Raw genomic sequence first — 25084 nt, 5'->3', positions numbered from 1 at the left:
CAGTCCTGGTGGCGAAAGTACGTCCTCGATGGGGTCGGCGGCTCCCGCAATGGGGCGGCGGCTCCCGCAGCGCGGGTGGTAGCTGGGCCACGACGGGCTCTTGCGCCACCTGAACGACCTGACCCGCCTCCGCCGTCCCCTTCGGCGCCATCCAAGAGCGCCGCGGCGTCGTTGGTCCGGTACCGGCCTGAGCCTCTTCGAGCCGGCCTACTCCACGAGGGGCGGGAGGCACTGGCCAGGGGTTGTGCATACTGCACGAACGCCCGCACCCCGCGGAGTACACCCGACCCTCCTCCAGTAGCCCCCGACCCTCGTGCAGTACTCGTCGCCAGGCGCCCCCGACCGGGCAAGCGCCCCGGGGCGGCGCGGGCCGGTGTGACCGGCGAAACTGGGCTTCATCCCACACGAACGCGATATACGTGACGCTTTGGTAGCGAGAACATCTAAGGCTAGGCTTGCCTCGACCATCGTGACCTGAGACTGATTCGTGACTTGGAGGTCGAGTGTTCGCCAACCTGCTCATCGCCCTGAGGGAAGGCCTGGAGGCGGCGCTCGTTGTCAGCATCATCGTCGCCTACCTCGTCAAGGCCGACCGCCGCGACGCCCTGCCCAAGCTGTGGCTGGGGGTCGGGCTGGCGGCGCTGATCCCGCTGGTCGCCGGCGCCATCATGATCTGGGGCCCCAAGACCCTCACCTTCCAGGCCCAGGAGATCCTCGGCGGCACCCTGTCCTTCGTCGCCGTCGGCATGGTGACCTGGATGATCTTCTGGATGGGGAAGAACGCCCGGGAGCTCAAGGGCGAGCTGGAGGGATCACTGTCCAAGTCTCTCTCCGCGGGCAGCTCCGGCTGGGGCGTCGTCTGGATCGCCGTCGTCGCCGTCGGGCGCGAGGGAGTGGAGACCGCCCTGTTCGTCTGGGCCACCGTGCGCTCCAGCATCGAGACCTCCACCGTGCAGGCGACAGTGGGCGTCATCGCGGGACTGGCCATCGCCATTGTGCTGGGCGTCCTCATCTACCAGGGCGCGGTGCGCATCAACCTGCGCGTCTTCTTCGCCGTGACCGGCTACTTCCTCGTCGTCGTCGCCGCCGGCATCGTCGCCTACGGCTTCGGGGACCTCCAGGAGGCCGGCCTCCTGCCGGGCATCATGAGCCACGCCTGGGACCTGTCCCTCTACCTGCCCGACGGCGCCTCGCCCTTCCACTGGCTTTACGTGCTGCTCCAGGCCATGTTCCAGCTCAACCTCCAGCCCACTGTCCTGCAGGTCGTGGGCTGGTGGGTCTACATCGTCCCGACCCTGGTCCTCCTCACCCTCCAGATCACGGGCCGATGGCCCTCGCCCGCACGCGCAGTCGCCGCCCCGGCCACCCCGGCTGCTGTGAGCGCCGACGAGTCCGCCGATGCCGACGCCGAGGAGCCAGCCGACGTCGTCGCGGCCTCCTGACCACCCCGACCACCCTCCCCGCCCCTTGTTCACGCCGCCCCCTTACAAAGGAAAGACCATGCCCACCATCAAGCGACGCAACGTGCTCACCCTGCTCCCCCTGGCCGCCATGGGCCTGGGCCTGGCCGCCTGCGCCGACAACCCCAAGAACGCCAAGGGCGGCGCCTCCGGCTCCGGGGCGGCCCAGGAGATCACGGTGACCCTCACTGACGACGCCTGCAAGCTCTCCTTCACCTCCTTCCCCTCGGGCGTGGTCACCTTCACCATCACCAACTCCGGCTCAGTGGCCAACGAGCTGGAGATCCTCACCGAGGACAAGCTCCAGATCGTCTCCGAGCAGGAGAACATCGGCCCCGGCACCACCACGAAACTCACCACCTCCCTCAAGGAGGGCACCTACTACGCCGCCTGCAAGCCCAACATGGTTGGCGAGCTCAAGGGCGTCACCGAGCTGAAGATCACCAAGGGTGCCGCCGTCGACATCAGTGCCGACGAGACCAAGGCGCGCGAGGCCGCCGTCACCAACTACACCGCCTACGTGCGCGACCAGACCGGCCAGCTCCTCACCGCCACCCATGGCTTCGTCACCGCCTACACCTCCGGCGACACCGCCACCGCCAAGAGCCTCTACCCGCTGGCGCGTCAGTTCTACGAGCGCATCGAGCCCACCGCCGAGTCCTTCGGCCTCAAGGAGGCCGGCGACCTCGACGCCGCCCTGGACACCCGCGTCCAGGACCTCGCCTCCGGCGCCGGCAAGGCCGTCACGGACAAGGACGTCCTCGCCGGATGGACCGGATGGCACCGCATCGAGGCCGACCTGTGGGCCCAGGACTCCTCCAGTCCCTTCAAGTTCGCCGACGACGCCGCCCGCAAGAAGGTCGCCGACCAGCTCAACGCCGACACCAAGTCGCTCTACGACCTCGTCTACGGGAACATCACCGGCGCTGGCGGGAAGAAGTTCGAGCTCGAGCTCGAGGACGTCGCCAACGGCGCCTCCAGCCTCCTGGAGGAGGTCGCCAGCTCCAAGATTGTCGGTGAGGAGGAGACCTTTTCCCACACCGACCTCTACGACTTCCAGGCCAATGTCGAGGGCGCCAAGGTCGCCTACGGCAACGTCGAGGAGCTCATGAAGAAGAAGGACGCCAAGCTCGCCGAGAAGATCACCACCCAGTTCACGGCGGTTGAGAAGCTCATCGCGAACCATGCCTCCGGGAAGGCCTCCAACGGCCAGCCCACCTACGTGGACTACTCCACCATCGCCTCGGTCCAGAAGGACGCCGGCGAGACCCCCGACAAGAACGCCTACACCGACAAGCAGCGCAAGTTCTCCGACGCCGTCAACGCCTTGAGCGAGTCGCTGTCCAAGGTCGCCGGAACCATCCTCTGAGGCGGCGGCACCCCGACAACCCGGACACCCCGGAAGGAGACAGCAGTGAGTGGCAAGCCGGCCCACGAGTCGGACACCTCCCCGGTCGCCGACGACGCGGCCCAGGACGAGACCCTGGATGAGACCCAGGACAAGACCGCGCAGGCTCAGCAGGAGTCGCAGGCCCCGACGTCGGAGGGCCCGGGTAACAGCTCCTCGGCCTCCGACGCGGCCGAGCAGTCCGAGGGGGCGAGCGCCCCCGACGCGGCTGACCAGCCGGAGAAGCCGGATGCGGCTGGGAAACCCGGCCCCAAGGGCACCAGCCGCCGCGCCATGTTCACCGGCGCGGGCCTGGGCGCTGTGCTCGCGGGCCTGGCCGGTGTGGCCGGCGGCCGTGCCTGGGAGGCCTCGCGCCGGCCCGAGGACGCCATCCTCACGACCTACCCCTTCCGGGGTGACCACCAGGCGGGGATCACCACCCCCGCCCAGGACAACATGTTCACCGCGGCCTTCGACGTCTCCACCACCGACGTCGAGGACCTGAAAACCCTCTTGTCCGACTGGGCCGTGGCCGCCGAGCAGATGGCCGCCGGCGAGCTCATCGGCGGCCAGCCCAGCTCCAACAAGCAGCTGCCGCCCAAGGACACCGGTGAGGCCTGGGGCTACAAGCCCAACGGCCTGACCATCACCTTCGGCGTGGGCAAGGGGCTGTTCGTCGACGCCGACGGCAAGGACCGCTTCGGCCTGGCCGCCAAGATGCCCGCCGTCCTCAAGGAGGGCATGCCCTCCTTCGCCGGCGACCAGCTCCACGCCGCCCAGTCCGACGGTGACCTGCTCATCCAGGCCTGCTCCAACGACGCCCAGGTGTGCGTCCACGCGATCCGCAACCTCACCCGCATCGCCTTCGGGACCGCCGCGCTGCGGTGGAGCCAGGTCGGCTACGGGCGCACGTCGTCGACCTCCGTGGACCAGGAGACGCCACGCAACCTCTTCGGCTTCAAGGACGGCACCAACAACATCAAGGCCGAGGACTCCGCCGACCAGCTCAACAAGCACCTGTGGGTCCAGAAGGGCGACGACGCCGCAGCCGAGTGGATGACGGGCGGCACCTACTACGTGGCCCGGCGCATCCGCATGCTCGCCGAGATCTGGGACCGCCTGCGGCTCATCGAGCAGGAGCAGACCATGGGGCGTGACAAGCGCTACGGGGCGCCGCTGAGCATCGCCAACCCCACGAAGGCCTCCGAGGAGTTCACGGCCGTGGACTACAAGGCCAAGGATGACAAGGGCGAGACGCTCGTGCCGGCCGACGCGCATATCGCCGTCGTCTCACCGGAGCAGAACCAGGGGCGCCGGATGCTGCGCCGCGGCTACAACTACACCGACGGCTCCGACTCCCTGGGGCTGCTGCAGGCCGGCCTGTTCTTCATTGCCTTCGTGCGTGACCCGCGCACGAACTTCTACCCGATCCTGGACCGCATGACCAAGAGCGACGCCCTCCAGGAGTACCTCAAGCACGAGGCCTCGGCGCTGTTCGCGATCCCCCCGGGCATCAAGGAGGGTGACACCATGGTGGCCGCCTCGCTGTTCAGCTGAGGACGGGGTGAGGCGGCTCGGGCGGGCGGGCGGGACTCAGTGGTGGCTGCGGTTCGCGCCGGGGACGTACTTTCCGACCGAGGACTGCGTTTTCCTGCAGGCTACTGGGGTCTCCCCGTCGCCATCTGGGGGACAGCGCAGTCCTGGTGGCGAAAGTACGTCCTCGATGGGGGCGGCGGCTCCCGCGGTCGGTTCGCGTCAGTGGTCGGCGTCGGCCAGCGCCTTGAAACCGGTGATCGCGACCAGTGCCATGGCCAGGATGCCGGCCAGGATGAGAGCCAGCACCCGGAAGGTGGACGACGACGTCGCCAGGAGCGGGCCGACGCTCGTGCCGACGAACAGGATGAATCCGTTGAGCGCCATGCCGCTGCCGCGGTTGGGGGCGGATACCTGCCCGTAGAGGCTGATCATCGCTGGCGCGGCTAACGCGACCCCAGCGACGTACACGACGCTGCAGACCACCAGGCCCGCCAGGCTCCCCGCCAGCAGTGCCTCACCGAGCATGCCCAACGCTGACACTCCGAAGCCGAGCTGGGCCGTCCGGGACCAGGACCACCTCGCGGCGAGCCGACCTGCTACGAGACTGAGGAACATGGCTGGTAGGGCTGCCAGGCGGATGAGGATGATGGACGTGGGACGCAGGCCCAGCATTTCCAGGTGACCGCCGATCCCCGTGTACATGGCCACGAACACCATGAGCAGCGTGATGTGCGCCAGGCTGAGCGCCAGAACCGCGGGCCTGAGCGCGAGCCGCCCCAGTGATGCGAACTGTCCCCGCAGGGAGGAGCCCGAGGGGCCGGAGGCGGGAGCGACGTCATGCACGACGCCGAGGACGACCGCCAGGGCCACAGCGAGCAGCCCGCCGCACAGGGGGAAGAACCACCGCCACCCCAGGTGCAGCGCAACCAGTGAGGCCAGGACCTGGCCGACGATGCCCGCCACGAGGAACGACGTCGACATCGCCCCGATCCCCCCGGCCCGCCTGGGCGGCTCCAGGGCCTCGGACAGGTAGGCCAGGGCCACGGGCGCGAAGCCGGAGGCGCTCAGGCCCTGGATCGCGCGCAGGGCTGCGAGGACTAGGAGCGATGGCGCCAGGGCGCAGCAGACGGTGGAGACGATGAGGATCCCGAGAGCCAGCGCCATGATCCTCCGTCTGCCGTAGTGGTCGGAGACCGGCCCCCAGATGAGGAAGCCCGCAGCGTAGGTGAGGCTGAAGGCCGTCGACAGGGCGACAGTGGCATTGCCGTGGAGGTCGACCGAGATCGGGGTGAGCAAGGGGATGGCGGCGTACAGCTGGGTCAGAACGAGCAGCGCGGTGACCACGAGGGTCACGGTGGCACTGCTGCCGGCGGGGGAAGCGGGAGATGCCGACCGAGTCGTCAACTGGGTCGAGGACTCGGGGGAGTGGGTGACATCGGGATGCAGATCGGACCGGTGTGCGCGAGACATGAGAACCCCTTTCCAACGTAAGCGTTGGAAATGACCCTAGTAGACTGGAGGAGTAGTTGCAACGGTAGCGTTGGAGTTTGCCGCCGGCGCTCGCGGACACGGGAGACGGAGTGTCATGGCCTGGGACACTGAGGGGACCAAGCGCAAGATCAAGGACGCCGCCACCGCCGAGTTCACCCGCCGTGGGCCCGCTGGGACCACCGTCGAGCGGATCGCCAAGCGGGCCGGGGTCAACAAGGAGCGCGTCTACAACTACTTCGGCTCCAAGGACCGCCTGTTCTCCGCAGTCCTGCGCGACGAGCTGACCAGGGCTGCCGAGGCCGTGCCGCCCGCCTTCGACGACGGCGAGGATGCGGGGGACTACGCCGGGCGCCTCTATGACTACCACCGGCAGCGCCCCGAGCTCATCCGGCTGCTGTGCTGGGAGGCCCTCACCTTCGACGACGAGGTGCCCGAGGAGGAGCTGCGGCGCGAGCACTATCAGCGCAAGATCGCCGGGGTGCGCAGTGGCCAGGACTCCGGCGTCCTGACCCGGGACGTCGACCCAGGGGCGCTCATGGTCATGCTCATGTCGCTGACCGGCTGGTGGTCCACCGTGCCTCAGGTGGCCCGGATGCTGTGCGGGCCCCTCGAGGATGAGGAGGCGCACGAACGTCAGCGCGCCGTCGTCGTCGACGCGGCACGTCGGCTCGCCGCACCTCGCGACTGAGCGTGTGGAGGCCGGCTGGGCCAAGATGGAGCCATGCGCGACCTGAACGACCTGACCCGTCCCACCGTCCCCTCCGGCGCCATCCAGGAGCGCATGCTCGCTGAGACCGAGGAGCGCCGCGGCGTCGTCGGCCCGGCACCGGTCCTGCCCGACGACGCCGGAGCCCCCACCGCCCTGCGCACCGCCCTGAGTGAGGCCGTCGCCGAGCTGGCCCCGCAGATCGTCGAGCTCTCCCACGACATCCACGACCACCCCGAGACCGGCTACGAGGAGCACCACGCCGTGGCCACGGTCGCCGAGCTCCTGCGCCGCCACGGCATCGAGCCAGAGGTCGGCGTCTACGGCATGGACACCGCCCTGCGCGCCGAGATCCCCGGGGCCGGCAGCACCGAGGCAGCAACCGGCGGCACCGGCGCAACCGCCGCAGACTCCGGCGAATCAGCCGGCACCATCGCCATCCTCGCCGAGTACGACGCCCTGCCCGGTATCGGCCACGGCTGCGGCCACAACGTCATGTGCGCCAACTCCGTGGGCGCCTTCCTCGCCCTGGCCTCCCTGGCCCGCACCCGCCCCGGCGCCCTGCCCGGCCGCGTCGTCCTGCAGACCACGCCCGCCGAGGAGAACTCGACCGCCAAGGAGATCCTGACCGTGCGCGGCATGCTCGACGGCGTCGACGCCGCCATCCAGACCCACTCCTACGCCCACGACGTCACCCACCAGACCTGGCTGGGCGTGCGCCGCCTGCGCGTCATCTTCCACGGCGTGCCGGCCCACGCCGCCTCCCAGCCCTTCATGGGCCGCAACGCCCTGGACGCCGCCACCCTGGCCCTGACCGGCATCGGCCTGCTGCGCCAGCAGATGCTCCCCATGGACCGCCTCCACGCCATCATCACCGACGGCGGCCAGGTCCCCAACATCATCCCCGAGCGCACCGAGCTGTCCATCATGGTGCGCTCCAAGTACCTCGAGACCCTCAAGGAGATCGCCGAGCGGGTCGAGGAGCTCCTCCACGGCGCTGCCCTCATGACCGGCACCGGCGTCGAGATCCTCACCTCCGAGTACTGCAACGAGGTCCCCGTCCGCGACAACGGCCCCCTGCTGACCTCCTGGGTGCGCTCCCAGCGCGAGCGCGGCCGCGACCCCCTGGCCGCCGGCGTCCTGCCCGAGACCATCGCCGCCGGCACCGACTTCGGCAACGTCTCCCAGCGCATCCCCGGCATCCACCCGCTCATCAAGGTCACCGACCGGCCCGACGTCGCCCTCCACACCCCCGCCATGACCGAGGCTGCCGGCGCCCCCACCGGGGACGCGGCCGCGCTCGACGGCGCCTACGGGCTGGCCGCAGTCGCCCTGGACTGGCTGTACGACGCCGAGCTGCGCCGGGCCGTGCGCGCCGACTTCGAGGCCAGCGGAGGGGCGATCGACGTCGCCGGCTTCTGGGAGGAGTGAGGCGCGCTCAGGCCGCCCCGGCTACCCCAGTCGCGTCGGCTCTCAGGCCGCCGGGCGGCGGATGAGCAGCGCCCCGGGGTCGATGCGCACCCGCATGCCCTGCGTGGGTGCCAGCAGGTCGCCGTCGACCTCCACCAGGGCCGGCGCCGAGAGCCGGACGGCCACCTCCCCTCCACGGCGCAGCCTCACCCGTCCCAGGGAGCGGCCCGACTCGGAGTAGCGCGCCGCATAGGGCGGCAGCACCTGGCGCGCCAGCGAGCTCCAGCCCGCCAGGCCGGCCACCGTGTCGATGGCGGCGACGTCGAGCATGCCGTCGTCGGTGCGCGCCTGCGGCAGCAGGGTGATCCCGGCCGGCAGGCGCCCGCCGTTGGCCACCAGCAGGTTGCGGGCCCTCAGGCGCTCCACGCGCCGTGCGCCGGCCTCGTCCTGGAGGCTGAGCACCAGGTCCATGCGCGGCGAGCCCAGGTTCTCCATGGCCGCCAGCGCGTAGGCGCCCCAGCCGACCCGCGCCTTGAGGGCCGGGCGCGTGGAGGCCACCAGTCCGGCGTCGAAACCGATCCCGGCCACCACCATGCAGGCGTGCTCGTCGCCGAGTGTGGGCCGGGTCCACTCATGCGCCCTGCGGGTCGCCCTGTGGATCGTGCGCACGGCCCGGGCCGCCTCAGCCGACAGCTGCCGGGAGTCGGCCGGTGCGACCGGGACGGGCGGGGAGTCCGGCGGAGCTGCTGCGGCTGGCCCCGTCAGGGGCGTGGAGGCCGCCCGCCCGCGGGGGGCGCCCGCCGGCGCCGGGTCGGGGACGACGTCGGGATCGGACCAGGGCTCGGTGCGCACCCAGGCCAGGTCGGCGGGAAGATCGACGCCGCGGGCCACCACCTGGGCCGCCGCCCGGGCATCCCCGACCGGTACCCCGAGGTTGCGGGCCGCCAGGTTCGCCGTACCCAGCGGGACGATACCCATCTGGGCCCCGGTGCCGGCCAGGCCGGCCGCCACCGAGCGCACCGTTCCGTCACCGCCGGCGGCCACCACCAGCCTCGCCCCGGCCGCCAGAGCCAGGCGCGCCTGCATCGTGCCGGGCTCGGAGACGCTCGTCTCCAGCCACACGGGCCCGGCGTAGCCGGCCTCGCGCAGCTCGCCCTCCAGCAGGGAGCGCACCGCGGCGGTGACGCGCGGCTTGGAGGGGTTGACGACGACGCAGGCCAGTGGACGCCCGGTGCGCGTCGTCGCCCGGGTGCCGCCGTCGGTGCCGCCCGTCATAGGGGCAGGCTAGTCTCCCTGGCGGCCTGGGTCACGGCCCGCCAGGGGTCGGCGGGCAGGAACGGGCCGAGAGGACGCGAGAGAGCGCCTGCCGCCGGCGAGAGGCGCCCCGGAGGGAGGGCTCAAGCCTTGACAGGCGAGACGGGCAGGTCGGCCTCTCTCACCAGGCGCGAGATGAGATCGGCCAGCTGGGCGAAGTCGGCGCCGCGGGAGGAGGAGACCCGGTGCACCAGGCCCATGCGGCGCATCGGCGCCTCGTCGCCGAAACGGGCGACGCCGTACTCCGAGGAGGGGGTCAGCAGCTGGAGCGCCCCCTCGGGGATGATCGTCACGCCGGAGCCGTGAGCGACCATGCGGGTCACCGTCGACAGGGTGGTGGCCACCGCGACCGGGGGGTGAGAGCCGTAGCGCTGGCACAGGGCCAGGGTCTGGTCGCGCAGGCAGTTGCCCTCGTCGAGCAGGAGGAGGGGCTGGTCGTCGAGCTCGGCGGGGCTCACGTCCGTGCGGCCGGCCCAGGGGTGGTCGGCGGCGGTGAGGACGACGAGCCGCTCGTCGAACATCGGGATCGCGGTGATGCGCTGAAGGTCGTCCTCCAAGGCGATGATGGCCGCGTCGAGGCGCCCCTGGGCGAGCTGGTCGAGGTTGTCCCCGGTGACCATCTCACGCAGGTCCAGGTCCATCTGGGGCAGGGCCTCACGCAGGCCGTCAATGAGGACAGGGGCCAGGTAGGGCGCGATGGTGGGGATGACACCCAGGCGCATCGTGCCGCTCAGGGCGGCGCCCTGGCTGGAGGCGGCCTCGTTGAAGGCCTCGGCGGCCAGGACGGCGTCCCGGGCGTAGGGCAGCAGGGCCTCGCCCAGGGAGGTGACCAGGACGCGGCGGGTGGTGCGCTCCACCAGCTCGCCGCCGACGCGCTTCTCCAGTGCGGTGATGGCCTGGGACAGGCTGGGCTGGCTGACTCCGAGCGCGGCGGCGGCCTCACCGAAGTGCTGGTGGTCGCACAGCGCTACGAAGGCCCTCAGCTGGGAGAAGGACGGAGATGATGTGGTCGGCATGAGTTGTGGTCCTGTGGTCGGGGCCCGCATTCATGGCGGTCGGCGAGCCTGATATGACGGAGTGGCAGAAAATCGGGGACAGACGACTAGCCGGGAGGAGCGGGGAGGGCGGTGCGGTGGGAGGTGAGGGCGAGTCTCCAACGTGGCGGCTCGGAAACACCGTCGGGAACGATAGGGCGCACCGATTGAAGTGGATTCTATTCACAGGTGGATTGCGTTGGTAAGAGGGGTGTGGGTCACGTTCGCCGTTCCGAGGTGGTGCGGGTGAGGGTGAGCATGTATATATCGCGGCCTTGCGACCCCACGCCGCCACCACCCAATCTCCTGGATCATTCCTGGATTTCAGGGCCTTGGGTGACGCTGGCGGCGGGCCGGCCGCCGGGGGATCGACGTCGAATCCCACCCGTTCCGCCCTCGAGTGTTGGCTCCGCCACTCGTCCGTGACTTCGGGCGTCCCCGGCTCGCCCCGTCTCCGTCGCCCGTCGCGCTCGCGGCCCGGATCGGCTCAGGTGCTGATCGAATGCTGTCTGGGGCGCGGTCCTGACTACACTCAGGACCATGATCGACCTGCGTGCGCTTCGTGAGAACCCCGAGCCCTTCCGCGCCAGCCAGCGAGCCCGTGGTGCCGACGTTGATCTCGTCGACCGCGTCATCGCCGCCGACGAGACCCGCCGTCAGGCGCTGGCCGCCTTCGAGAACCTCCGTGCCGAGCAGAAGCAGGTCTCCCGGTCCGTGGGGAAGGCCTCCCCGGAGGAGCGCCCGGCGATCCTGGCCAGCGCCAAGGAGCTGGCCGAGCAGGTCAAGGCCGCCGAGGCCGCCTCCTCGGCCGCCGCCGCCGAGCTCGACGACCTGGCCCGCCAGTTCGCCAACCTCATCGAGGGGGCGCCCTCGGGCGGCGAGGAGGACTACGTCGTCCTGCGCCACGAGGGCGGCGAGCCGCGCGACTTCGCCGCCGAGGGCTTCGAGCCCGCCGACCACCTGGCGATCGGCGAGGGCCTGGACATCATCGACACCCGCCGCGGCGCCAAGGTCTCCGGCGCCCGCTTCTACTACCTCAAGGGCTGGGGCATGCGCCTGGAGCTGGCCCTCATGACGGCCGCCCTGGATGCCGCCGTCGCCCACGGCTTCACCCCGATGACCACCCCCACCCTCGTCACCCCGCAGGTCATGGGCGGCACCGGCTTCCTGGGCGCCCACAGCGACGAGATCTATTACCTGCCCGCCGACGACCTCTACCTCACCGGCACCTCCGAGGTGGCCCTGGCCGGCTACCACGCCGACGAGATCCTCGACCTGTCCGCCGGGCCCAAGCGCTACATGGGCTGGTCCACCTGCTACCGACGCGAGGCCGGGGCCGCCGGCAAGGACACCCGCGGCATCATCCGCGTCCACCAGTTCAACAAGGCGGAGATGTTCTCCTACTGCCGCCCCGAGGACGCCGAGGCCGAGCACGCCCGGCTCCTGGCCATGGAGGAGGAGATGCTGGCCCTGGTCGAGCTGCCCTACCGGGTCATCGACACCGCCGCCGGAGACCTGGGCTCCTCCGCCGCCCGCAAGTTCGACTGCGAGGCCTGGCTGCCCACCCAGCAGCGCTGGATGGAGGTCACCTCCACCTCCAACTGCACCACCTACCAGGCCCGCCGACTGGCCGTGCGCGAGCGCCGCGAGGGAGGCACGAGCCCCGTGGCCACCCTCAACGGGACCCTGGCCACCACCCGCTGGATGGTCGCCATCTTGGAGAACCACCAGCAGGCCGACGGCTCGGTGCGCGTGCCTGAGGGCCTGCGCCCCTACCTGGGCGGCCTGGAGGTCATCGAGCCCGTCGGCGCCACCGCCTGAGGGCCGGCCCCGTGAACCCCACCGGCAACGGTCCGGCCGTCAACCCCGCCACCGGCATCGCCCCGGCCGGCCAGCCCCTGACCCGCCTGGGCGGCTCCATGGAGTACGTCGGGCACCTCGAGGACGGCGCCGGACAGGCCGCAGGCACCGGCGAGCACGCCCTGCGCCGTCGGCCCCTGGGACACGAGGAGTACCACGCCCTCGTCCAGGACCGGATGCAGGACCTTGACGCCCTGGAGGCCGACGGCGGCGCCCGGCTCGCACCCGGCCACGGGCTCGTCGTCGCCCTCGACGTCGACGGCACCATCCTCGACATGGACGGGAGCGTCTCGGAGCGGGTCATGGCCTCCGTCGCCCGCCTGCGCGCCCACAAGGTCCCCGTGGTCATCTCCACCGGCCGCGGGATCGCCGCCACCATGCCGGTGGTGCGCCACCTGGGGCTGTCCACCGGCTGGATGGTGTGCGCCAACGGCGCCCTGACCCTGCGGCTCGACCCGGACGCCCCCGGCGGCTACGAGGTGGTCGACTCGCGCACCTTCGACCCGCGCACCGCCATCGAGACTCTTCACGCCGCCGTGCCCGACGGGATCCTCGCCGTGGAGGACCCCGGCGCCGGCTTCAAGGTCTCCCGGCTCTTCCCCGACGGCGAGCTCATCGAGGATCAGCGGGTCGTCACCTTCGACGAGCTCGTCTCCCAGCCGGTCACCCGCGTGGTCCTGCGGGCCCCGGGCATGCCCGTGGATCGCTTCTCCCAGATCGTGGCCGACTCCGGGCTGCACTCGGTGGAGTACGCCATCGGCTGGACGGCCTGGCTCGACGTCGCCCCCGAGGGCGTCACCAAGGCCTCCGCCCTCGAGGCGCTCATCGCCCGCCTGGGCACCGACTCCGCCCACGTCCTGGCGGTCGGGGACGGCTCCAACGACGTCGAGATGATCGAGTGGGCCGGAGCCGGCGTCGTCATGGGCAGCGCACCGCAGTGGGTGCGCGACCGCGGCGATATCCTGACCGAGCCCGTGTGGCGGGACGGCTGCGCGGCCGTCCTGGACGCCCTCATCGAACGAGTAAGGCACCCGTGATGCGACAGTCCCCCCTCCCTGTCTCCCAGCACAACTCCATCTCTGAGGAGTGCGCGGCCCGCGCTGCCGGCCCGTCCGGTGGGGCGAGCGCCCCCGGTCGGGGCCGCGTGAGCCGTCGGCTGCGCCGGGGCAGCCGCCTCCTGGCCGCGGCCAGCACCCTGACCCTGGCTGCCGCCGCCACCGCCGCCTGCTCAGCCGGTGGGGCCGGCTCGGCCACGGCCACCGGCTGCGCCGCCTACCAGGCCTATCAGGGCCACAAGGGCGCCACCGTCACCATCTCCAGCAGCCTGACCGGCACTGAGGCCGAGCGCTTCGAGGCCTCCGTGGCCGAGTTCGAGAGCTGCACGGGCATCAACATCGAGCACACCGGCACCACCGAGCTGCGCTCCCAGCTGCTCAACGGCTCGGGAGCCAACCTGTCCACCAGCTCGGGGGCCTCGCCGTCGAGCCAGGACAACCCCGAGAACCTGCCCGACCTGGCCATCGTGCCTCAGCCCGCCATGGTGGCCGAGCTCGTCGACACCGGCGTCGTCCACCCGCTGCCCGACAAGGTCAACAGCAACGTGGAGGCCGGCTGGGACCGGCACTGGATCCAGGTCGGCATCCACGCCTCCGTGCCCTACGGCGCCCCGCTCATGGCCTCGGTGAAGTCCCTCGTGTGGTACTCGCCGGACGCCTTCGCCAAGGCCGGCTACGAGGTGCCCAACACGTGGGCCGACCTGGAGGCCCTCACCAACAAGATCCGCTCCGACCACCCCGACGGCTCCGTGACGCCCTGGTGCGTGGGCGCCGCTGACGGGGAGTCGACCGGCTGGGTGCTCACCGACTGGCTCGAGGACGCCCTGCTGGCCACCCAGGGGCCCGGCGTCTACGAGACCTGGGCCTCGCACCGGTCTCCCGTCGACTCCCCGAATGCCGTGGAGGCCCTCGGGGCCGTCAACTCCCTGGTCCTGGACGACGGGCACGTCGCCGGCGGGCGCGGCTCGGTCATCTCCCGCACCCCCGTGCAGGCCGGGGCCGACCTGGTCAAGGGCAGCTGCCTCATGCTGCACGCCTCCTCCTCCTTCGAGAGCCGCTTCCCCGAGGGCACCGTCATCACCGACGCCGACGGCGCCAACCCGGTGACGGTCCAGGCCCCCCACCCGACCGCGAGCGCCACCGCCGGCGGCGGGACGGCCGGGGCGACGGCGTCGGCCAAGGGCACGGCCACGGCAGCGGGCGCGACGAGTACAGCGGGTTCGGCTGGAACGAAGGTCTCGGCCTTCGTCACCCCGGCGGCGGACCGCGGCTCGGACTCGGTGCTGGTGGGGACCGACTACCTCGTGGCCTTCACCCGCTCGGACGCGGTCAGCGCGGTCATGGAGTACCTGACCTCCCAGGAGTGGGCCCGCACACGCATGGCACTGGGCGGGGTGGCGACCGCCAACCAGGGCGTCGACCCGGACCTGGCGCCCAGCGACGTCGGCCGGCGCGCCACCAGGCTGCTCCAGTCACGCCAGACGACCGTGGAGATGGATGCCTCGGACTCGATGCCGGTGGCTGTGGGCAGCAGCGCCCTGTGGGTCGGGCTGAGCCGGTGGGCGACCGGGACGGCGACCCCCAAGGAGGCGCTCAAGCAGGCCGAGGCGGCCTGGCCCAAGAAGTAGCCAGCCCGGGCGGGCCCCGCAGGCCATGGGTGCGACGTCGGGTCCGAGGCTTCCGCCCTGGGCCGGCCTACTCCACGAGGGTCGGGATCCACTGGTCAAGGGTTGGGCCTACTGCACGAAGGCCCCGTCTACCTGCAGTACCCCCACCCCTCCTCCAGTAGCACCCCACCCTCGTGCATTGCGTTCCGGCGAGGCTGGGCACCACTCGGGCGGCCGGGAGCAGCCTGGAGCATTGATCCGCGTCGGGCGGGTCGATAGCCTTGGATCCCCAGCGATTCAAGGAGGACTCATGGGACTGGGATGGTTCGGCGCCCCCGAGCACAAGCGTTGGCTGGCCTACGAGACGCATGCGCTGCTGCACTACGCGCGCGCCGCGCAGGTGCCCACTGGATTCGGGTGGATCGGTCAGGGCGGTGAGGTGGACCCCGCCCATCCCGTCGAGCTGTGGATCACCGGCCGCATGACCTTCGCCTTCTCCCTGGGGGCGCTCATGGGGATCCCCGGCTGCCGCCGCTACGCCGACCACGGCGTGCGCGCCCTGAACGGCCCCCTGCGCGACCCGGTCAACGGCGGCTGGTACTCGGCGATCGGCGCCGAGCCCGACGCCGAGGGGCGGGGCGTCCCGGTCGACCGCGACGCCCGCAAGGAGTGCTACCAGCACGCCTTCGTGCTCCTGGCCGCCGCCACCGCGACGGCCGCCGACCGGCCCGGCGCCCATGAGCTGCTGCGCGACGCCATCGAGGTCCAGGACCGCTACTGGTGGGACGAGGGCCAGCAGATGCCGGTGGAGTCCTACGCCGCCGACTTCACCGACTCCGAGGACTACCGCGGCATCAACGCCGCCATGCACACGGTGGAGGCCTACCTGGCCACCGCCGACGTCACCGGCGAGGTGCGTTGGCTGGAGCGGGCCCTGAAGATCACCGACTTCGCCGTCAACGTTCAGGCCCGTGAGCACGGCTGGCGCCTGCCCGAGCACTACTCCACTACCTGGGAGCCACGCCTGGACTACAACCGCGACGAGCCCGCCCACCCCTTTAGGCCCTACGGCGTCACGCCGGGCCATGGGCTGGAGTGGGCGCGCCTGACCGTCCAGCTGCGCGGGGCGCTCATCAACCGCTCCATGAGTGCGCCGGACTGGATGCTGGAGGCTGCCGAGCACATCTTCGAGCAGGCCCGCACCGACGGCTGGCGCATCGACGGTGCCCCGGGTTTCGTCTACACCACGGACTTCGACGGCAAGCCCGTGGTGCACGAGCGCATGCACTGGGTGGTCTGCGAGGGCATCTCAGCCTCGGCCGCCATCCGCCAGGCCCTGCTCGATGACGGTCGCGGGGAGATCGACGTCGAGCACTATGAGCACTGCTACCGGGCCTGGATCGACTACGCCGAGGAGTTCCTCATCGAGGAGCCTGGCGTGTGGACCCACGAGCTCGACCGCGACAACCGGCCCTCGACCCGCACCTGGGTGGGGCACCCGGACATCTACCACGCCCTGCAGGCCACCCTTATGGCGCGCCTGCCGGTGTGGCCGGCGATCGGGCAGGCCCTGGCCGAGGGGCGGCTCGACGAGCCGAACTCCCTGCTGCCGGCGCGCGCCAGCAAACCGCACCGGCGCGGGTTCTTCGGCAGGTCCTAGGGGCTGGTGCGGAAGCGGGCCGGGGCTGGGCTGGGCTGGGCTGGGCCTCGTGTTCGTACTGTGAGGTGCGCGTTCGTACCCTAAGATGTGTGTTCGTACTTTAAGGTGCGCGTTCGTACCCTTAACCCCCGAACGCGAGGCCTAAGGTACGAACGCGCCGTCGGCGACCGGTGGGCTCGGACTGGTGGGCTGGCGGTGACCGCGGGCCCACCGGGATGGTAGGGTCTGTGCCTGTCGCGCCCGGTGGGTGCGGCCTGGAGAGGTGACAGAGCGGCCGAATGTGGCGGTCTTGAAAACCGCTGTGCGCCTGGCGCACCGGGGGTTCGAATCCCTCCCTCTCCGCTCACACACCGCAATACCAACGAAAACTCATCAAGGTTTCATGAGTCAGGTGAGTTTGGCGGCGTTCTCGTCACCGGTGAGCCTGGCGGCCATCGAGTGCAGCCTGATGATTCTTCAGTTCAAGAGACAGTCCCGCATCGTTCCGACGCTGCGGTCAACATCTCAGTAATGACATCTATGTCAATACCGAGAGAGATGAGAGGCAGCCGCGGCCTTAGTGTGGTGACTATGCCGTGATAGCCAAGAGAGGCACCTTCCACGATACCGAATTGACGAACGAGGAGAAGATGTGATGGAAGATTCCCTAGCCATAACAGTCAGTGCTCGGCAGTGGATCGGGCTGTGCGCGTTGGCCGGAGGGTACTTCATTGCTCTTCTTGACCTGACAATTATTAACCTCGCAGTTCCCTCGCTGACACGGGACTTAAGTGCGTCCACAACCCAGGTGTTCTGGGCGGTCAACAGCTACGGTCTCGTTCTCGCGCTGGCGATCATCCCGTCAGGTCGTTTAGGTGACCGATTCGGGCACCGACGCCTCTTCCTCCTGGGGACGATCATCTTGGCAACTGCCAGCCTCGCCTGCGGTGTCGCGACCTCTCCGTTCGTCTTGATCGCCAGCCGGTTCCTTCAGGGACTCGGTGCCGGCATGCTGGTGCCGCAGACTCTCACGCTCATCGGCGTCACCTTCCCTGAAAATACCCGTGGGCGCGCAGTCGGCATCTGGGGATCAATTGCAGGAACTGCGTCCGTCATCGGCCCCCTTGTCGGTGGAGTATTGATTGATAGTCTTAGCTGGCGCTGGGTCTTCCTCATCAACCTTCCGATTGCGATTCTCGTCGTGGTTCTGGGTCTGCGAAGTCTTTCGATCGAAGAGGTCCGGTCCGTGAGGGTTGATTTCATGGGCACCTTTCTTGCGGGCATCGGCCTTGTGGCACTTCTCTATGGATGTCTGCAAGGTCCCCATGCGGGCTGGGGTCCGCTGACCATTGCTTGCCTGCCGTTCGCTGTGTTCTGCCTGTTTGCGTTCTTCCGGTATGAGCGCCGTGTGGATCCGGCGCACGCAGTGTTTCCACGGTCTCTTCGCGAGAATCCACGGTTCCTCGTTGCCGCTTTGTTCGGCCTTTTTGCCGCCCTTGGCGTGTTCTCCTTGACGTTTCTCGTATCGAACTACATCCAGTCCGTGATGGGGCAAACGGCGTTCTGGGCGGGGGTTGCTCTTGCGCCAGCGTCGATTGCGTCCGTGGTCACAGCACCTATTGCGGGCCGCTGGGTTGATGAAGGGAAGGCCCGCCTCGTCCTACAGATCGGCTTCGGGGCCTCCGCGATGGGAACCGCCCTGAGCATACTGATTACCACTACTGGGGTTTCTTGGATGTGGTTCCTGGGTGCGACTATCGTTTTCGGCATCGGAAATGGCTTCTTGATGGCGCCACTGACGACAGTAGGTATGGCCGCACTGAGGAGTGACGAGTTCGGTGCTGCGTCCTCCCTCCTCAACGTCCTTCGCCAAGCCGGTCCCGTGCTAGGGGGAGCCGTTGTCGGGCTCTTGATACAGGTGCTCGCTGCCGCGCCTACCGAGTTCGACCCGCTGGGGCTATCAAGGTCGACCGTTGCGTGGGTGCTGAGTGTTCCATTGCTGCTGTTTTTTGTCGGACTCTTTGTGTATTCGCTCGTTCCGAGGTCGCTGGTGTCGGCAATGGACTGAGGCGGTTTCACGTCAGAGTGCTGCCGAGGGTTTACTTGTGTTCGGGATCGGTCACCCACGTGGCTCTCGGCGTCCTCTGGGTGCAATGCACGAGGGTTGGGTGCCACTGGGAGGGGTGGGTGCACTCCACGAGGTGCGGGGGTTCGTGCAGTATGCACAACCCCTGGCCAGTAGCCCCCGAGGCTCGTGGAGTAGCTGGCCGGGACAGGGTCGACTGTGCCTGTGGGGAGGTGACGGGCAGTGTGCCGAGAGTTTCAAGTCAGACGAAGCTCGAAGTATCAGTGGCGCACACGCGCAGACGGTGCCCATCAGGGTCAGTCGCTACGAAGGTGTAGCCGAACTCGAGGACGGTTGGCTCCAGAACCATCGGAATGCCCAGCATCTTCCACTGCGCGTGAAGACGATCGACGTCGGCATGCTCGACGTCGCTCAGACTCAGTTCAACCCCGCCTACGTATGGCTCAGCAGCGGGTTCAATCTCATCGGCTGCCTGTAGTCCGAGAGTAACGTCGTCAGACAGTTTGAAGACGCTGAATCCTGGATAGGTCTCGATCGGTCCATGACCGAGAATCCGACGGTAGAAGGCGGTACTCGCCTCGACGTCGGAGACGTAGAGGATGACGCTGTTGGGAACAAAGGCCGTCATGGTGATGCTCCTAAGACTCTCACGGGGATACGGGGCGGATGGACGACAATGAGGTTAGAGACCATTGGTGTCACCTTGTGTCACGTATGTGCGAGGATGAGTTGGTGCGTGCCGACCGCCTACTTTCCATGATCTGGCTGCTGCGTGCCCATGGTCGTCTGTCCGCCTCGGAGTTGGCGCAGCGGCTGGAGGTCTCACGGCGCACCGTGCTGCGGGACGTTGAGGCGCTGTCGGCTGCGGGAGTGCCGGTATGGTGCGAGCGGGGACCTCACGGGGGAGTGAGAATCGACCCCGGCTTTCGCATTGACGTGACAGGACTGAACCGTGAAGAGAGCCGGGCTCTCTTCGCCGGTCTCACCAGCTGGGGTGCTGCGCCACTGGACCTTGGCGACGCCCTCGCCTCCGCGTCTCGCAAACTGCTCGCCGCCGTACCCGACAGCCATCGCAGCCGGTCCATGGGCATTGCCTCGCGCGTCGTGGTCGATCCTCAAGGATGGCTTCCCCTGCCCGAGAGCGAGCGGGCCGACGCCGTCTTCCACGCCGTTCAGGAAGCGGTCTTGACGCGCCATCGACTGCGTATGGTCTTCCGCCACAAGTCGAGGACGACGACGCAGGACGTCGTCGATCCGCACGGAATAGTTGCCGCTGGTCGCAGCTGGTACCTGTGTGCCTCACACGGCGCTGAGGTTCGCTTCACCAGGCTCTCTCGGATCGAAGAGGCCGATGTGCTCTCTGAGGAGTGTGCTGACGACTCCGGCTTCGACATGACTGCGGCATGGCAGAAGCAGCGTGAGGAGTTTCTCGATAGGTTCGAGGCGATCACAGCCACTGTCTGGGTGCGGGACGAGCGTTGGAGCGATGTGCAGGAGTGGACGTTGCGCGCAACGACGACCGATGCAGATGGCGAAGCTCCCGGAAATGACGGATGGACCTATCTCCAGCTGGAGTTCATGGACCACTTGCATGCCATGACGATTCTGCTTCGGCTCGGTCCGGATGCCTGCGTCATCACCCCCAAGCGCCTGCGTCAGGACCTCCTTGACTACGTGGACCTCATGCGTGAGCGGTACCGTGCCGGTGGGGCCTGATGACGTGCGGTTTGAGGCAGCACGCTCGCACGTGCCCCGACGGCGAGGAGCGGCCAGAGGACTGCGCGGCCCTGTCAGTTTGTCCTGTCGCATGCTCGGTCGGAGGCCGTGGCCCCGGCCTCACAGGCGCTTGAGGGCCTCGCGTCGGCTGAGTGGGGACAGGTTCGGATGCGCCTGGACGAAGGCGCGCACCCAGTCGCCGTCCGTGCGCGCGTAGTCGCGCAGCGCCCAGCCGATGGCCTTGCGGATGAAGAACTCCGGATCCTCCTGGTTGGCCTCGATGACGTTGGTGAGCAGGTCGAGGTCCGTGTCGACCTTGTGCTGGAGCTGACAGAGGATGGCGCTGCGCCGCACCCACATGTCCGGGTCGGTGGCCCAGGCGCGCATGCGGGCCGCCGCAGCCGGATGCTCACGCACCACCAGCCCGACGGCGTGGGAGGTCTCATCGACCAGATCCCACCACTGCCCCGTGCGCAGAAAATGCTCGTAGAGCGCCAGGGACTCCATGCGTCCAGCATGCGACGCGGACAGCTTGGCGCGGATGACGGCCAGCGCCGCGTTGCGCTCCTCGCGGTGAGTGGCCTCATCCCACAGGCGCCGCAGCGCCACCTCCCAGGTGGCGGCCTCAGTCCACAAGTCGCCATGGGCGGCGGCGATCCGTTGCGCGAGGCGCCGCGTTTCCGGGACCCCGACGCCGTACATCGCCATCTCGGACTTCAGGTACGCCCGCTGCTGCTCGGCGCGGGCGGGGTCGCCCGCCTCCTCCAGAGCCTGACGCAGCTCGGTGATGAACTCCGTGATCCGCGTATCCGTCTGCCCGCTCTCCGCCATCCTCGCCCCTCCTCGCCTCACGACGTACTTCCACAGACATTCATCAACATTATGGACCCGGCGGTGCCGGCACGCGGAGCCTGGAAATCCGCGTCCCCAGGCCGTGAACGAGAGCCCCAGGACACCTGCGCAGCCAGCGCTCACAGCGCCTCATGCCGAGGCGACGGCACCACGCCTTCGGCGGTTTGCTCACGCGGCATCCTCCCGGTAGGCTGCCCGTGCGTCCCGCGGCGAAGCCGTGGGAAGGCAATGGAGATGTCGCATAGTGGCCTAGTGCGCCTCCCTGCTAAGGAGGTTGGGGTGGAAGCCCCTCGGGAGTTCGAATCTCCCCATCTCCGCCACAGCGAGAGCCCCGGTGCGCGGCAGCGTGCCGGGGTTTCGTCGTCGTCGGAGCACTCGTTGCGGCGGCCCCGGAGACTTCCCAACGGTTGGCAGGGCCCGCGAATCGGCCCTACGGTCGGGGCGCGTTCGCCTCTGGCCGATCGGGGTGCCTGTGTGTCTTCCGGTGCAGATCCGGGATAGCGTGACGCTGTACCCGACTGAGAGGGACCTCATGTCTGACCACGACGCAACCCAGCCGTCGACCTCCGGCTCGCCCCGCCCCAATCAGGGCGACGAGTTCAACGCCCGGACCGTCCTCATCAACCAGGACATGCTCGACGCCGCGCGCGCCGAGCAGCAGGCCCCTGGGCAGGCCCCCGGCGCCGTCCCTGGTGCGGTTCCCACCGCCCAGGCCGGAGCGTGGCGTCCGGCGCAGCCCGACCTGCCCGCCGGCCCGCCCCCTGAGGAGCAGACGCGCACCTTCTCCGCAGGTGCCGCGCAGGCGGCCACCCAGCCTGGTGCGGCGCCGGCCGACCCCTACGTCCAGGCCACCCCCTACACCCAGCAGAGTGGAGGCGTCCAGCCGACGCCCTACAACCCGCCGACCCAGTTCGGCCAGCCCGACCCGGCCGGGAGCGGCGGCTTCGGTGCCGGTCAGCCCGGTGCGGCGCCGGCCGACCCCTACGTCCAGGCCACCCCCTACACCCAGCAGAGCGGGGCCGCCCAGCCGACGCCCTACAACCCGCCGACCCAGCCCGCCTGGGGTGGGGCAGCCGCCGACGGCGCCGCAGCCACGTCGTCGCCCTTCGTCCAGTCCGCCCCCGGCATCCCCTCGGCTCCGGGCACCTCCTCGGCCCCCGCCGCCGGTGCGACTGCAGGCGGTGAGGCGAGTTGGGAGACCCCGCACTGGCCGGGGCAGCAGCCGCAGGCCCAGCCGGCGGGCATGCAGGACCAGCAGTCCTTCGCCCAGCAGCCTGCCCCGCACTCGCACCCCTTCAGCGGGGGCCGTCAGGACGGCGAGGTTGGCATGTCCTCGGTCTTCCCCACGGCGACCGCACGCGCTGAGGCCGAGCAGGCCGCGGAGGCCTTCGTCCCCGCTGCGACTCAGGCGGTCGCTCCGTCCGCGTCGTCGTCATCCTCAGCCTTCCCGTCGCAGAGCTCGGCGCCCCAGTGGGGCTCAGCCCCCTCCTCCGACGCCGCAGCCGGGCAGGCCCCATCCTTCTCCGACATGGTTCCTACAGCAGCGGGCTCACCATTCGAGCGGTCGACAGGAGGTGGGGCGCTGGCAGCGGCGCGGTCCGAGGACTCCGAGAGCACGGACTCCGTGGGCAGCTGGATGCTGACGATCCTGCTGGTGTTCGGCATCCCGGTGTTCGGGTTCATCTACATGCTGATCCTCGCCTTCGGCAGCGGCCACTCCGCCAGCAAGAGGAACTGGGCCAGGGCCACTCTCATCTGGGCGGTCATCGCTGCCGTTTTGGGCATCGTCTTCTTCGTCGTGCTTGGCATGCTCGGTTACTCGCTCTTCGCCATCAACGAGAGCGCCGGCGTCGGATAGTGCCCAGCGGCAACAGCGCGCACAGGGCCGCAAGCCCCGTCGTCGGCGGGGACTTGCGGCCCTGTGCCCATCCTCACGAGGATAGGATTTGTCCCCTGGGTGGACACTGAGTAGTGTTCTACCCGTCGGCAACGACATGCGCCTGTAGCTCAACGGATAGAGCATCTGACTACGGATCAGAAGGTTGGGGGTTCGAATCCCTTCGGGCGCACCAACACCCCGTCATCGGCTGAATAGTCGGAGCCGGGGTGTTTTCCAATGTGCGGACCGCTCAAAGGTGAGTGTGGTCTAAGTTACTCCATGATCGGGACTCCATAGCCACGTGTAGGACAGTCGGGAGAGCATCTCGCTCGTCAAGGAGCATGAGTAGGTGCCCCTAGGTCTCAAAACAGTCACGACTGGCTGGTAAAATCTGCGTCGTTCCATCGTAATGGCGCATGTGTGCGTCGTCGACAGCATGAGGAGGATGACTCTGTGGCGGGTACGTTGAAGTGGGACTATGAAGATGCACAGCGGGCAGTGAACGAGTTGAACTCAGCCAGCACCGAGATTGACGGGAAGACGGTCGAGCTGCCGTCTGGATGCGGGGCCTCGCAGGCGGACGCTTCACGAGTTATCACAACTGTTGAGATGGCGCTTACGGGGATGCAGACGAGTATCCCTGGAACATCGACCTTGCTGTCGTCCGTGAGTGAATCGATGCGGAAGACGGATGAGAACACCGCCAGTTCCACTCCGACGTCGCACTCGAATTCCAGATCCAACTGAAAGGAAGAAGCCAGCATGTCTATTGATACTCATCTCGACGCCACACCATCAGACATTACAGCTTCGGCCATCAAGATTGGAAACTTGAAGACATCCGTTGATAACTCAATTGACCATCTCGCAAATGCCCGCAAAGATGCGGGAAGCCTTGAAGGTGAATCGGCTACTGGGGCTCAGAACCTGATCGATAGCGCGGTAAAAACATGTGAAGGTATGGTCAAGGATCTAACCAATTACAAGAATGCCCTCGACAACTTGGCGAGCGGGCTGACGTCGATAGGTTCATCGCTGGCCGGTATCAGGGAGCAGGCCACTGCTGGCGGTCTGACAGTGTCAGGGGAACTGGGTCTCAAACCGGAGTTCACCGAGCAGCAGCCATCAGGAGATGCCGATAATAAAACACTAAAGGCGTACGATGAGCGCCACAATAACTATCTAGCGAAAAACAATCTGTATAACTCGTTAGTAACTCAGACAAACGATATCCGCACCCGGGAGACCGAGGTGAGGAAGGCATTCACGGATTCATGTAACGCCGTGGCTGATCGTGGTTGGATTGCGACCACCAAGACAACGATGATGGTCATTAATCGAGCCGGCAACATCAAGACGTTGGCAGAGGGGTTCGGTCTCAAGGCATCGAAAGCAAATGTCTCGCAGAAGGTGACAAGTTACAAATCGCTCGCCTCTCATTCGGCAAAGCGCGGGAAGCACGTTAAGTACAACCCGAAGAAGATGGTTACTCGTAGACGTGCACCCAAGGGTTGGAAAGATGCCTGGAAGAACCGGAAGCTCGAGCGCTGGAGCCCGGCTGGCGGCCAGGAGGGTTCTGCGGGTGGCAAGTTGGTAACGGCGGCAAGAAAAGTTGCGCCTACATTGAAGTGGGCCGGTCGTGCCTCCAATGTTGCCTCTTTTGCAGTGAGTTCCTATGAGCAGTACCAGAAAGATGCTCAGGATCCATCGCTCGGTGAAGGAAAGAAGGTGACGCGCGCCGCAACAACAGGTACGACAACTGCAGTTGGCGGATGGGCTGGCGGATGGGCCGGAGCTCAAGTGGGTGCCACTGTCGGGGCCTGTGTTGGAGGCCCTGCGGGGGCGGCGATCGGTGGTGTTGTTGGTGGTATTGCCGGGGGTATTGCGGGGTCTGAGGGAGGAAAGAAGTTTGGTGGCTGGGTTAACAGCCTGTTCAAGTAGTTTTGAACACCTAGGTGTCCGTCATGTATCCGCAAGTCGATTTTACTGAAACTCAAGCTGGAGTGGTATGCCTCATCCTGGGGGCGGTGACGATGCTGAATTGGTGGTTCG

General features: G+C 68.4%; 19 protein-coding genes and 3 tRNA genes. 16 read left to right on the top strand and 6 right to left on the bottom strand.

What is annotated here, in order from left to right; genetic code table 11:
• Window positions 1-503 precede the first annotated feature (503 nt).
• From efeU to efeB, 3 genes are read left to right on the top strand one after another with little or no spacing between them, the layout of a single operon-like run.
• Window positions 504-1442 (top strand): iron uptake transporter permease EfeU, encoded by a 939-nt coding sequence (efeU, locus tag HMPREF2883_RS11595; protein ID WP_070662608.1) that lies wholly within the window; start codon window positions 504-506, stop codon window positions 1440-1442.
• Between the two features lie 58 nt (window positions 1443-1500).
• Window positions 1501-2829, top strand: a complete 1329-nt coding sequence (gene efeO / locus HMPREF2883_RS11590) for an iron uptake system protein EfeO (protein ID WP_070662605.1) — start codon at window positions 1501-1503, stop codon at window positions 2827-2829.
• A gap of 45 nt (window positions 2830-2874) precedes the next feature.
• Window positions 2875-4404, top strand: a complete 1530-nt coding sequence (gene efeB, locus HMPREF2883_RS11585) for an iron uptake transporter deferrochelatase/peroxidase subunit (protein ID WP_081384570.1) — start codon at window positions 2875-2877, stop codon at window positions 4402-4404.
• 198 nt (window positions 4405-4602) lie between these two features.
• On the opposite strand, the gene HMPREF2883_RS11580 is transcribed toward efeB, so the two are convergent.
• Complete coding sequence (locus HMPREF2883_RS11580; RefSeq protein WP_070662602.1) at window positions 4603-5853, bottom strand: MFS transporter; 1251 nt, start codon at window positions 5851-5853, stop codon at window positions 4603-4605.
• A 115-nt stretch (window positions 5854-5968) separates the two neighbouring features.
• Between HMPREF2883_RS11580 and HMPREF2883_RS11575 the strand changes: the two genes are divergently transcribed.
• Both HMPREF2883_RS11575 and HMPREF2883_RS11570 read left to right on the top strand, forming a co-directional pair.
• Entirely contained in the window at window positions 5969-6562 is a 594-nt protein-coding gene (locus tag HMPREF2883_RS11575) for a TetR/AcrR family transcriptional regulator (protein ID WP_070662599.1), read from the top strand.
• Window positions 6563-6595: 33 nt separating this feature from the next.
• On the top strand, window positions 6596-8011 hold the full coding sequence (locus tag HMPREF2883_RS11570; RefSeq protein ID WP_070662596.1) for a M20 family metallopeptidase: 1416 nt from the start codon (window positions 6596-6598) through the stop codon (window positions 8009-8011).
• A 42-nt stretch (window positions 8012-8053) separates the two neighbouring features.
• Here HMPREF2883_RS11570 and HMPREF2883_RS11565 read toward each other — a convergent pair whose 3' ends face one another.
• The gene (locus tag HMPREF2883_RS11565) at window positions 8054-9265 is read right to left on the bottom strand and encodes a diacylglycerol/lipid kinase family protein (protein ID WP_070662593.1); all 1212 of its coding nucleotides are present in this window, start codon (window positions 9263-9265) and stop codon (window positions 8054-8056) included.
• A 122-nt stretch (window positions 9266-9387) separates the two neighbouring features.
• Window positions 9388-10320 carry a LysR substrate-binding domain-containing protein gene (locus tag HMPREF2883_RS11560; RefSeq protein ID WP_070662589.1) on the bottom strand — a complete coding sequence of 311 codons (933 nt, stop codon included), beginning with the start codon at window positions 10318-10320 and terminating at the stop codon, window positions 9388-9390.
• A gap of 558 nt (window positions 10321-10878) precedes the next feature.
• On the opposite strand from HMPREF2883_RS11560, the gene serS reads away from it, so the two are divergent.
• The 6 genes from serS to HMPREF2883_RS11530 all read left to right on the top strand — a co-directional run bounded on the left by serS (window position 10879) and on the right by HMPREF2883_RS11530 (window position 18567).
• A complete protein-coding gene (serS, locus tag HMPREF2883_RS11555; RefSeq protein WP_070662586.1) occupies window positions 10879-12159 on the top strand; it encodes a serine--tRNA ligase in 1281 nt (426 codons plus the stop codon).
• An 11-nt stretch (window positions 12160-12170) separates the two neighbouring features.
• Window positions 12171-13235 carry an HAD family hydrolase gene (locus tag HMPREF2883_RS11550; protein WP_371080799.1) on the top strand — a complete coding sequence of 355 codons (1065 nt, stop codon included), beginning with the start codon at window positions 12171-12173 and terminating at the stop codon, window positions 13233-13235.
• A complete protein-coding gene (locus tag HMPREF2883_RS11545) occupies window positions 13235-14881 on the top strand; it encodes an ABC transporter substrate-binding protein (RefSeq protein ID WP_070662581.1) in 1647 nt (548 codons plus the stop codon). Before HMPREF2883_RS11550 ends, HMPREF2883_RS11545 begins: the two co-directional genes overlap by 1 nt.
• A 289-nt stretch (window positions 14882-15170) precedes the next feature.
• The gene (locus HMPREF2883_RS11540) at window positions 15171-16520 is read left to right on the top strand and encodes an AGE family epimerase/isomerase (RefSeq protein ID WP_070662578.1); all 1350 of its coding nucleotides are present in this window, start codon (window positions 15171-15173) and stop codon (window positions 16518-16520) included.
• A 256-nt stretch (window positions 16521-16776) separates the two neighbouring features.
• A tRNA-Ser gene (locus HMPREF2883_RS11535) sits at window positions 16777-16862 on the top strand.
• Between the two features lie 292 nt (window positions 16863-17154).
• Window positions 17155-18567: a DHA2 family efflux MFS transporter permease subunit gene (locus tag HMPREF2883_RS11530; protein ID WP_256277464.1), complete on the top strand. Its 1413-nt coding sequence runs from the start codon at window positions 17155-17157 to the stop codon at window positions 18565-18567.
• Between the two features lie 259 nt (window positions 18568-18826).
• On the opposite strand, the gene HMPREF2883_RS11525 is transcribed toward HMPREF2883_RS11530, so the two are convergent.
• Window positions 18827-19213, bottom strand: coding sequence for a VOC family protein (locus HMPREF2883_RS11525; RefSeq protein ID WP_070662572.1), 387 nt, complete (start codon window positions 19211-19213; stop codon window positions 18827-18829).
• Between the two features lie 104 nt (window positions 19214-19317).
• On the opposite strand from HMPREF2883_RS11525, the gene HMPREF2883_RS11520 reads away from it, so the two are divergent.
• Window positions 19318-20301: a helix-turn-helix transcriptional regulator gene (locus HMPREF2883_RS11520; RefSeq protein WP_070662755.1), complete on the top strand. Its 984-nt coding sequence runs from the start codon at window positions 19318-19320 to the stop codon at window positions 20299-20301.
• A gap of 120 nt (window positions 20302-20421) precedes the next feature.
• Here the strand turns inward: HMPREF2883_RS11520 and HMPREF2883_RS11515 are convergent, their stop codons facing one another.
• Window positions 20422-21132, bottom strand: coding sequence for a DNA alkylation repair protein (locus tag HMPREF2883_RS11515; RefSeq protein WP_070662569.1), 711 nt, complete (start codon window positions 21130-21132; stop codon window positions 20422-20424).
• Window positions 21133-21383: 251 nt separating this feature from the next.
• Here HMPREF2883_RS11515 and HMPREF2883_RS11510 point away from each other — a divergent pair.
• The 3 genes from HMPREF2883_RS11510 to HMPREF2883_RS11500 all read left to right on the top strand — a co-directional run bounded on the left by HMPREF2883_RS11510 (window position 21384) and on the right by HMPREF2883_RS11500 (window position 23225).
• Window positions 21384-21473 (top strand) — tRNA-Ser (locus HMPREF2883_RS11510).
• Window positions 21474-21685: 212 nt separating this feature from the next.
• Window positions 21686-23011 carry a hypothetical protein gene (locus tag HMPREF2883_RS15165; protein ID WP_256277462.1) on the top strand — a complete coding sequence of 442 codons (1326 nt, stop codon included), beginning with the start codon at window positions 21686-21688 and terminating at the stop codon, window positions 23009-23011.
• Between the two features lie 138 nt (window positions 23012-23149).
• A tRNA-Arg gene (locus HMPREF2883_RS11500) sits at window positions 23150-23225 on the top strand.
• 283 nt (window positions 23226-23508) lie between these two features.
• Here HMPREF2883_RS11500 and HMPREF2883_RS11495 read toward each other — a convergent pair.
• On the bottom strand, window positions 23509-23796 hold the full coding sequence (locus HMPREF2883_RS11495) for a hypothetical protein (RefSeq protein ID WP_070662563.1): 288 nt from the start codon (window positions 23794-23796) through the stop codon (window positions 23509-23511).
• On the opposite strand from HMPREF2883_RS11495, the gene HMPREF2883_RS14880 reads away from it, so the two are divergent.
• Window positions 23795-24973 (top strand): hypothetical protein, encoded by a 1179-nt coding sequence (locus HMPREF2883_RS14880; protein ID WP_141759113.1) that lies wholly within the window; start codon window positions 23795-23797, stop codon window positions 24971-24973. The two genes, HMPREF2883_RS11495 and HMPREF2883_RS14880, sit on opposite strands and share 2 nt — an antisense overlap.
• The last annotated feature ends 111 nt before the right edge of the window (window positions 24974-25084 follow it).

Origin of the sequence: Actinomyces sp. HMSC075C01 (assembly GCF_001812965.1) — a bacterium.
Taxonomy (GTDB): Bacteria; Actinomycetota; Actinomycetes; order Actinomycetales; family Actinomycetaceae; genus Actinomyces; species Actinomyces acetigenes.
The sequence above is the reverse complement of the archived record's forward strand: the minus strand, read 5'-3'. Positions and strand labels throughout refer to the sequence as shown.

What these genes read in the sequence shown, in the direction of transcription:
- efeO (WP_070662605.1), top strand. Translation starts at nt 1,501, where the DNA reads ATGCCCACCATCAAGCGACGCAACGTGCTCACCCTGCTCCCCCTGGCC.
- HMPREF2883_RS11580 (WP_070662602.1), bottom strand. Translation starts at nt 5,853, where the DNA reads ATGTCTCGCGCACACCGGTCCGATCTGCATCCCGATGTCACCCACTCC.
- HMPREF2883_RS11575 (WP_070662599.1), top strand. Translation starts at nt 5,969, where the DNA reads ATGGCCTGGGACACTGAGGGGACCAAGCGCAAGATCAAGGACGCCGCC.
- HMPREF2883_RS11570 (WP_070662596.1), top strand. Translation starts at nt 6,596, where the DNA reads ATGCGCGACCTGAACGACCTGACCCGTCCCACCGTCCCCTCCGGCGCC.
- HMPREF2883_RS11565 (WP_070662593.1), bottom strand. Translation starts at nt 9,265, where the DNA reads ATGACGGGCGGCACCGACGGCGGCACCCGGGCGACGACGCGCACCGGG.
- HMPREF2883_RS11560 (WP_070662589.1), bottom strand. Translation starts at nt 10,320, where the DNA reads ATGCCGACCACATCATCTCCGTCCTTCTCCCAGCTGAGGGCCTTCGTA.
- serS (WP_070662586.1), top strand. Translation starts at nt 10,879, where the DNA reads ATGATCGACCTGCGTGCGCTTCGTGAGAACCCCGAGCCCTTCCGCGCC.
- HMPREF2883_RS11545 (WP_070662581.1), top strand. Translation starts at nt 13,235, where the DNA reads ATGCGACAGTCCCCCCTCCCTGTCTCCCAGCACAACTCCATCTCTGAG.
- HMPREF2883_RS11540 (WP_070662578.1), top strand. Translation starts at nt 15,171, where the DNA reads ATGGGACTGGGATGGTTCGGCGCCCCCGAGCACAAGCGTTGGCTGGCC.
- HMPREF2883_RS11530 (WP_256277464.1), top strand. Translation starts at nt 17,155, where the DNA reads ATGGAAGATTCCCTAGCCATAACAGTCAGTGCTCGGCAGTGGATCGGG.
- HMPREF2883_RS11525 (WP_070662572.1), bottom strand. Translation starts at nt 19,213, where the DNA reads ATGACGGCCTTTGTTCCCAACAGCGTCATCCTCTACGTCTCCGACGTC.
- HMPREF2883_RS11515 (WP_070662569.1), bottom strand. Translation starts at nt 21,132, where the DNA reads ATGGCGGAGAGCGGGCAGACGGATACGCGGATCACGGAGTTCATCACC.
- HMPREF2883_RS15165 (WP_256277462.1), top strand. Translation starts at nt 21,686, where the DNA reads ATGTCTGACCACGACGCAACCCAGCCGTCGACCTCCGGCTCGCCCCGC.
- HMPREF2883_RS14880 (WP_141759113.1), top strand. Translation starts at nt 23,795, where the DNA reads ATGTCTATTGATACTCATCTCGACGCCACACCATCAGACATTACAGCT.
- HMPREF2883_RS11495 (WP_070662563.1), bottom strand. Translation starts at nt 23,796, where the DNA reads ATGCTGGCTTCTTCCTTTCAGTTGGATCTGGAATTCGAGTGCGACGTC.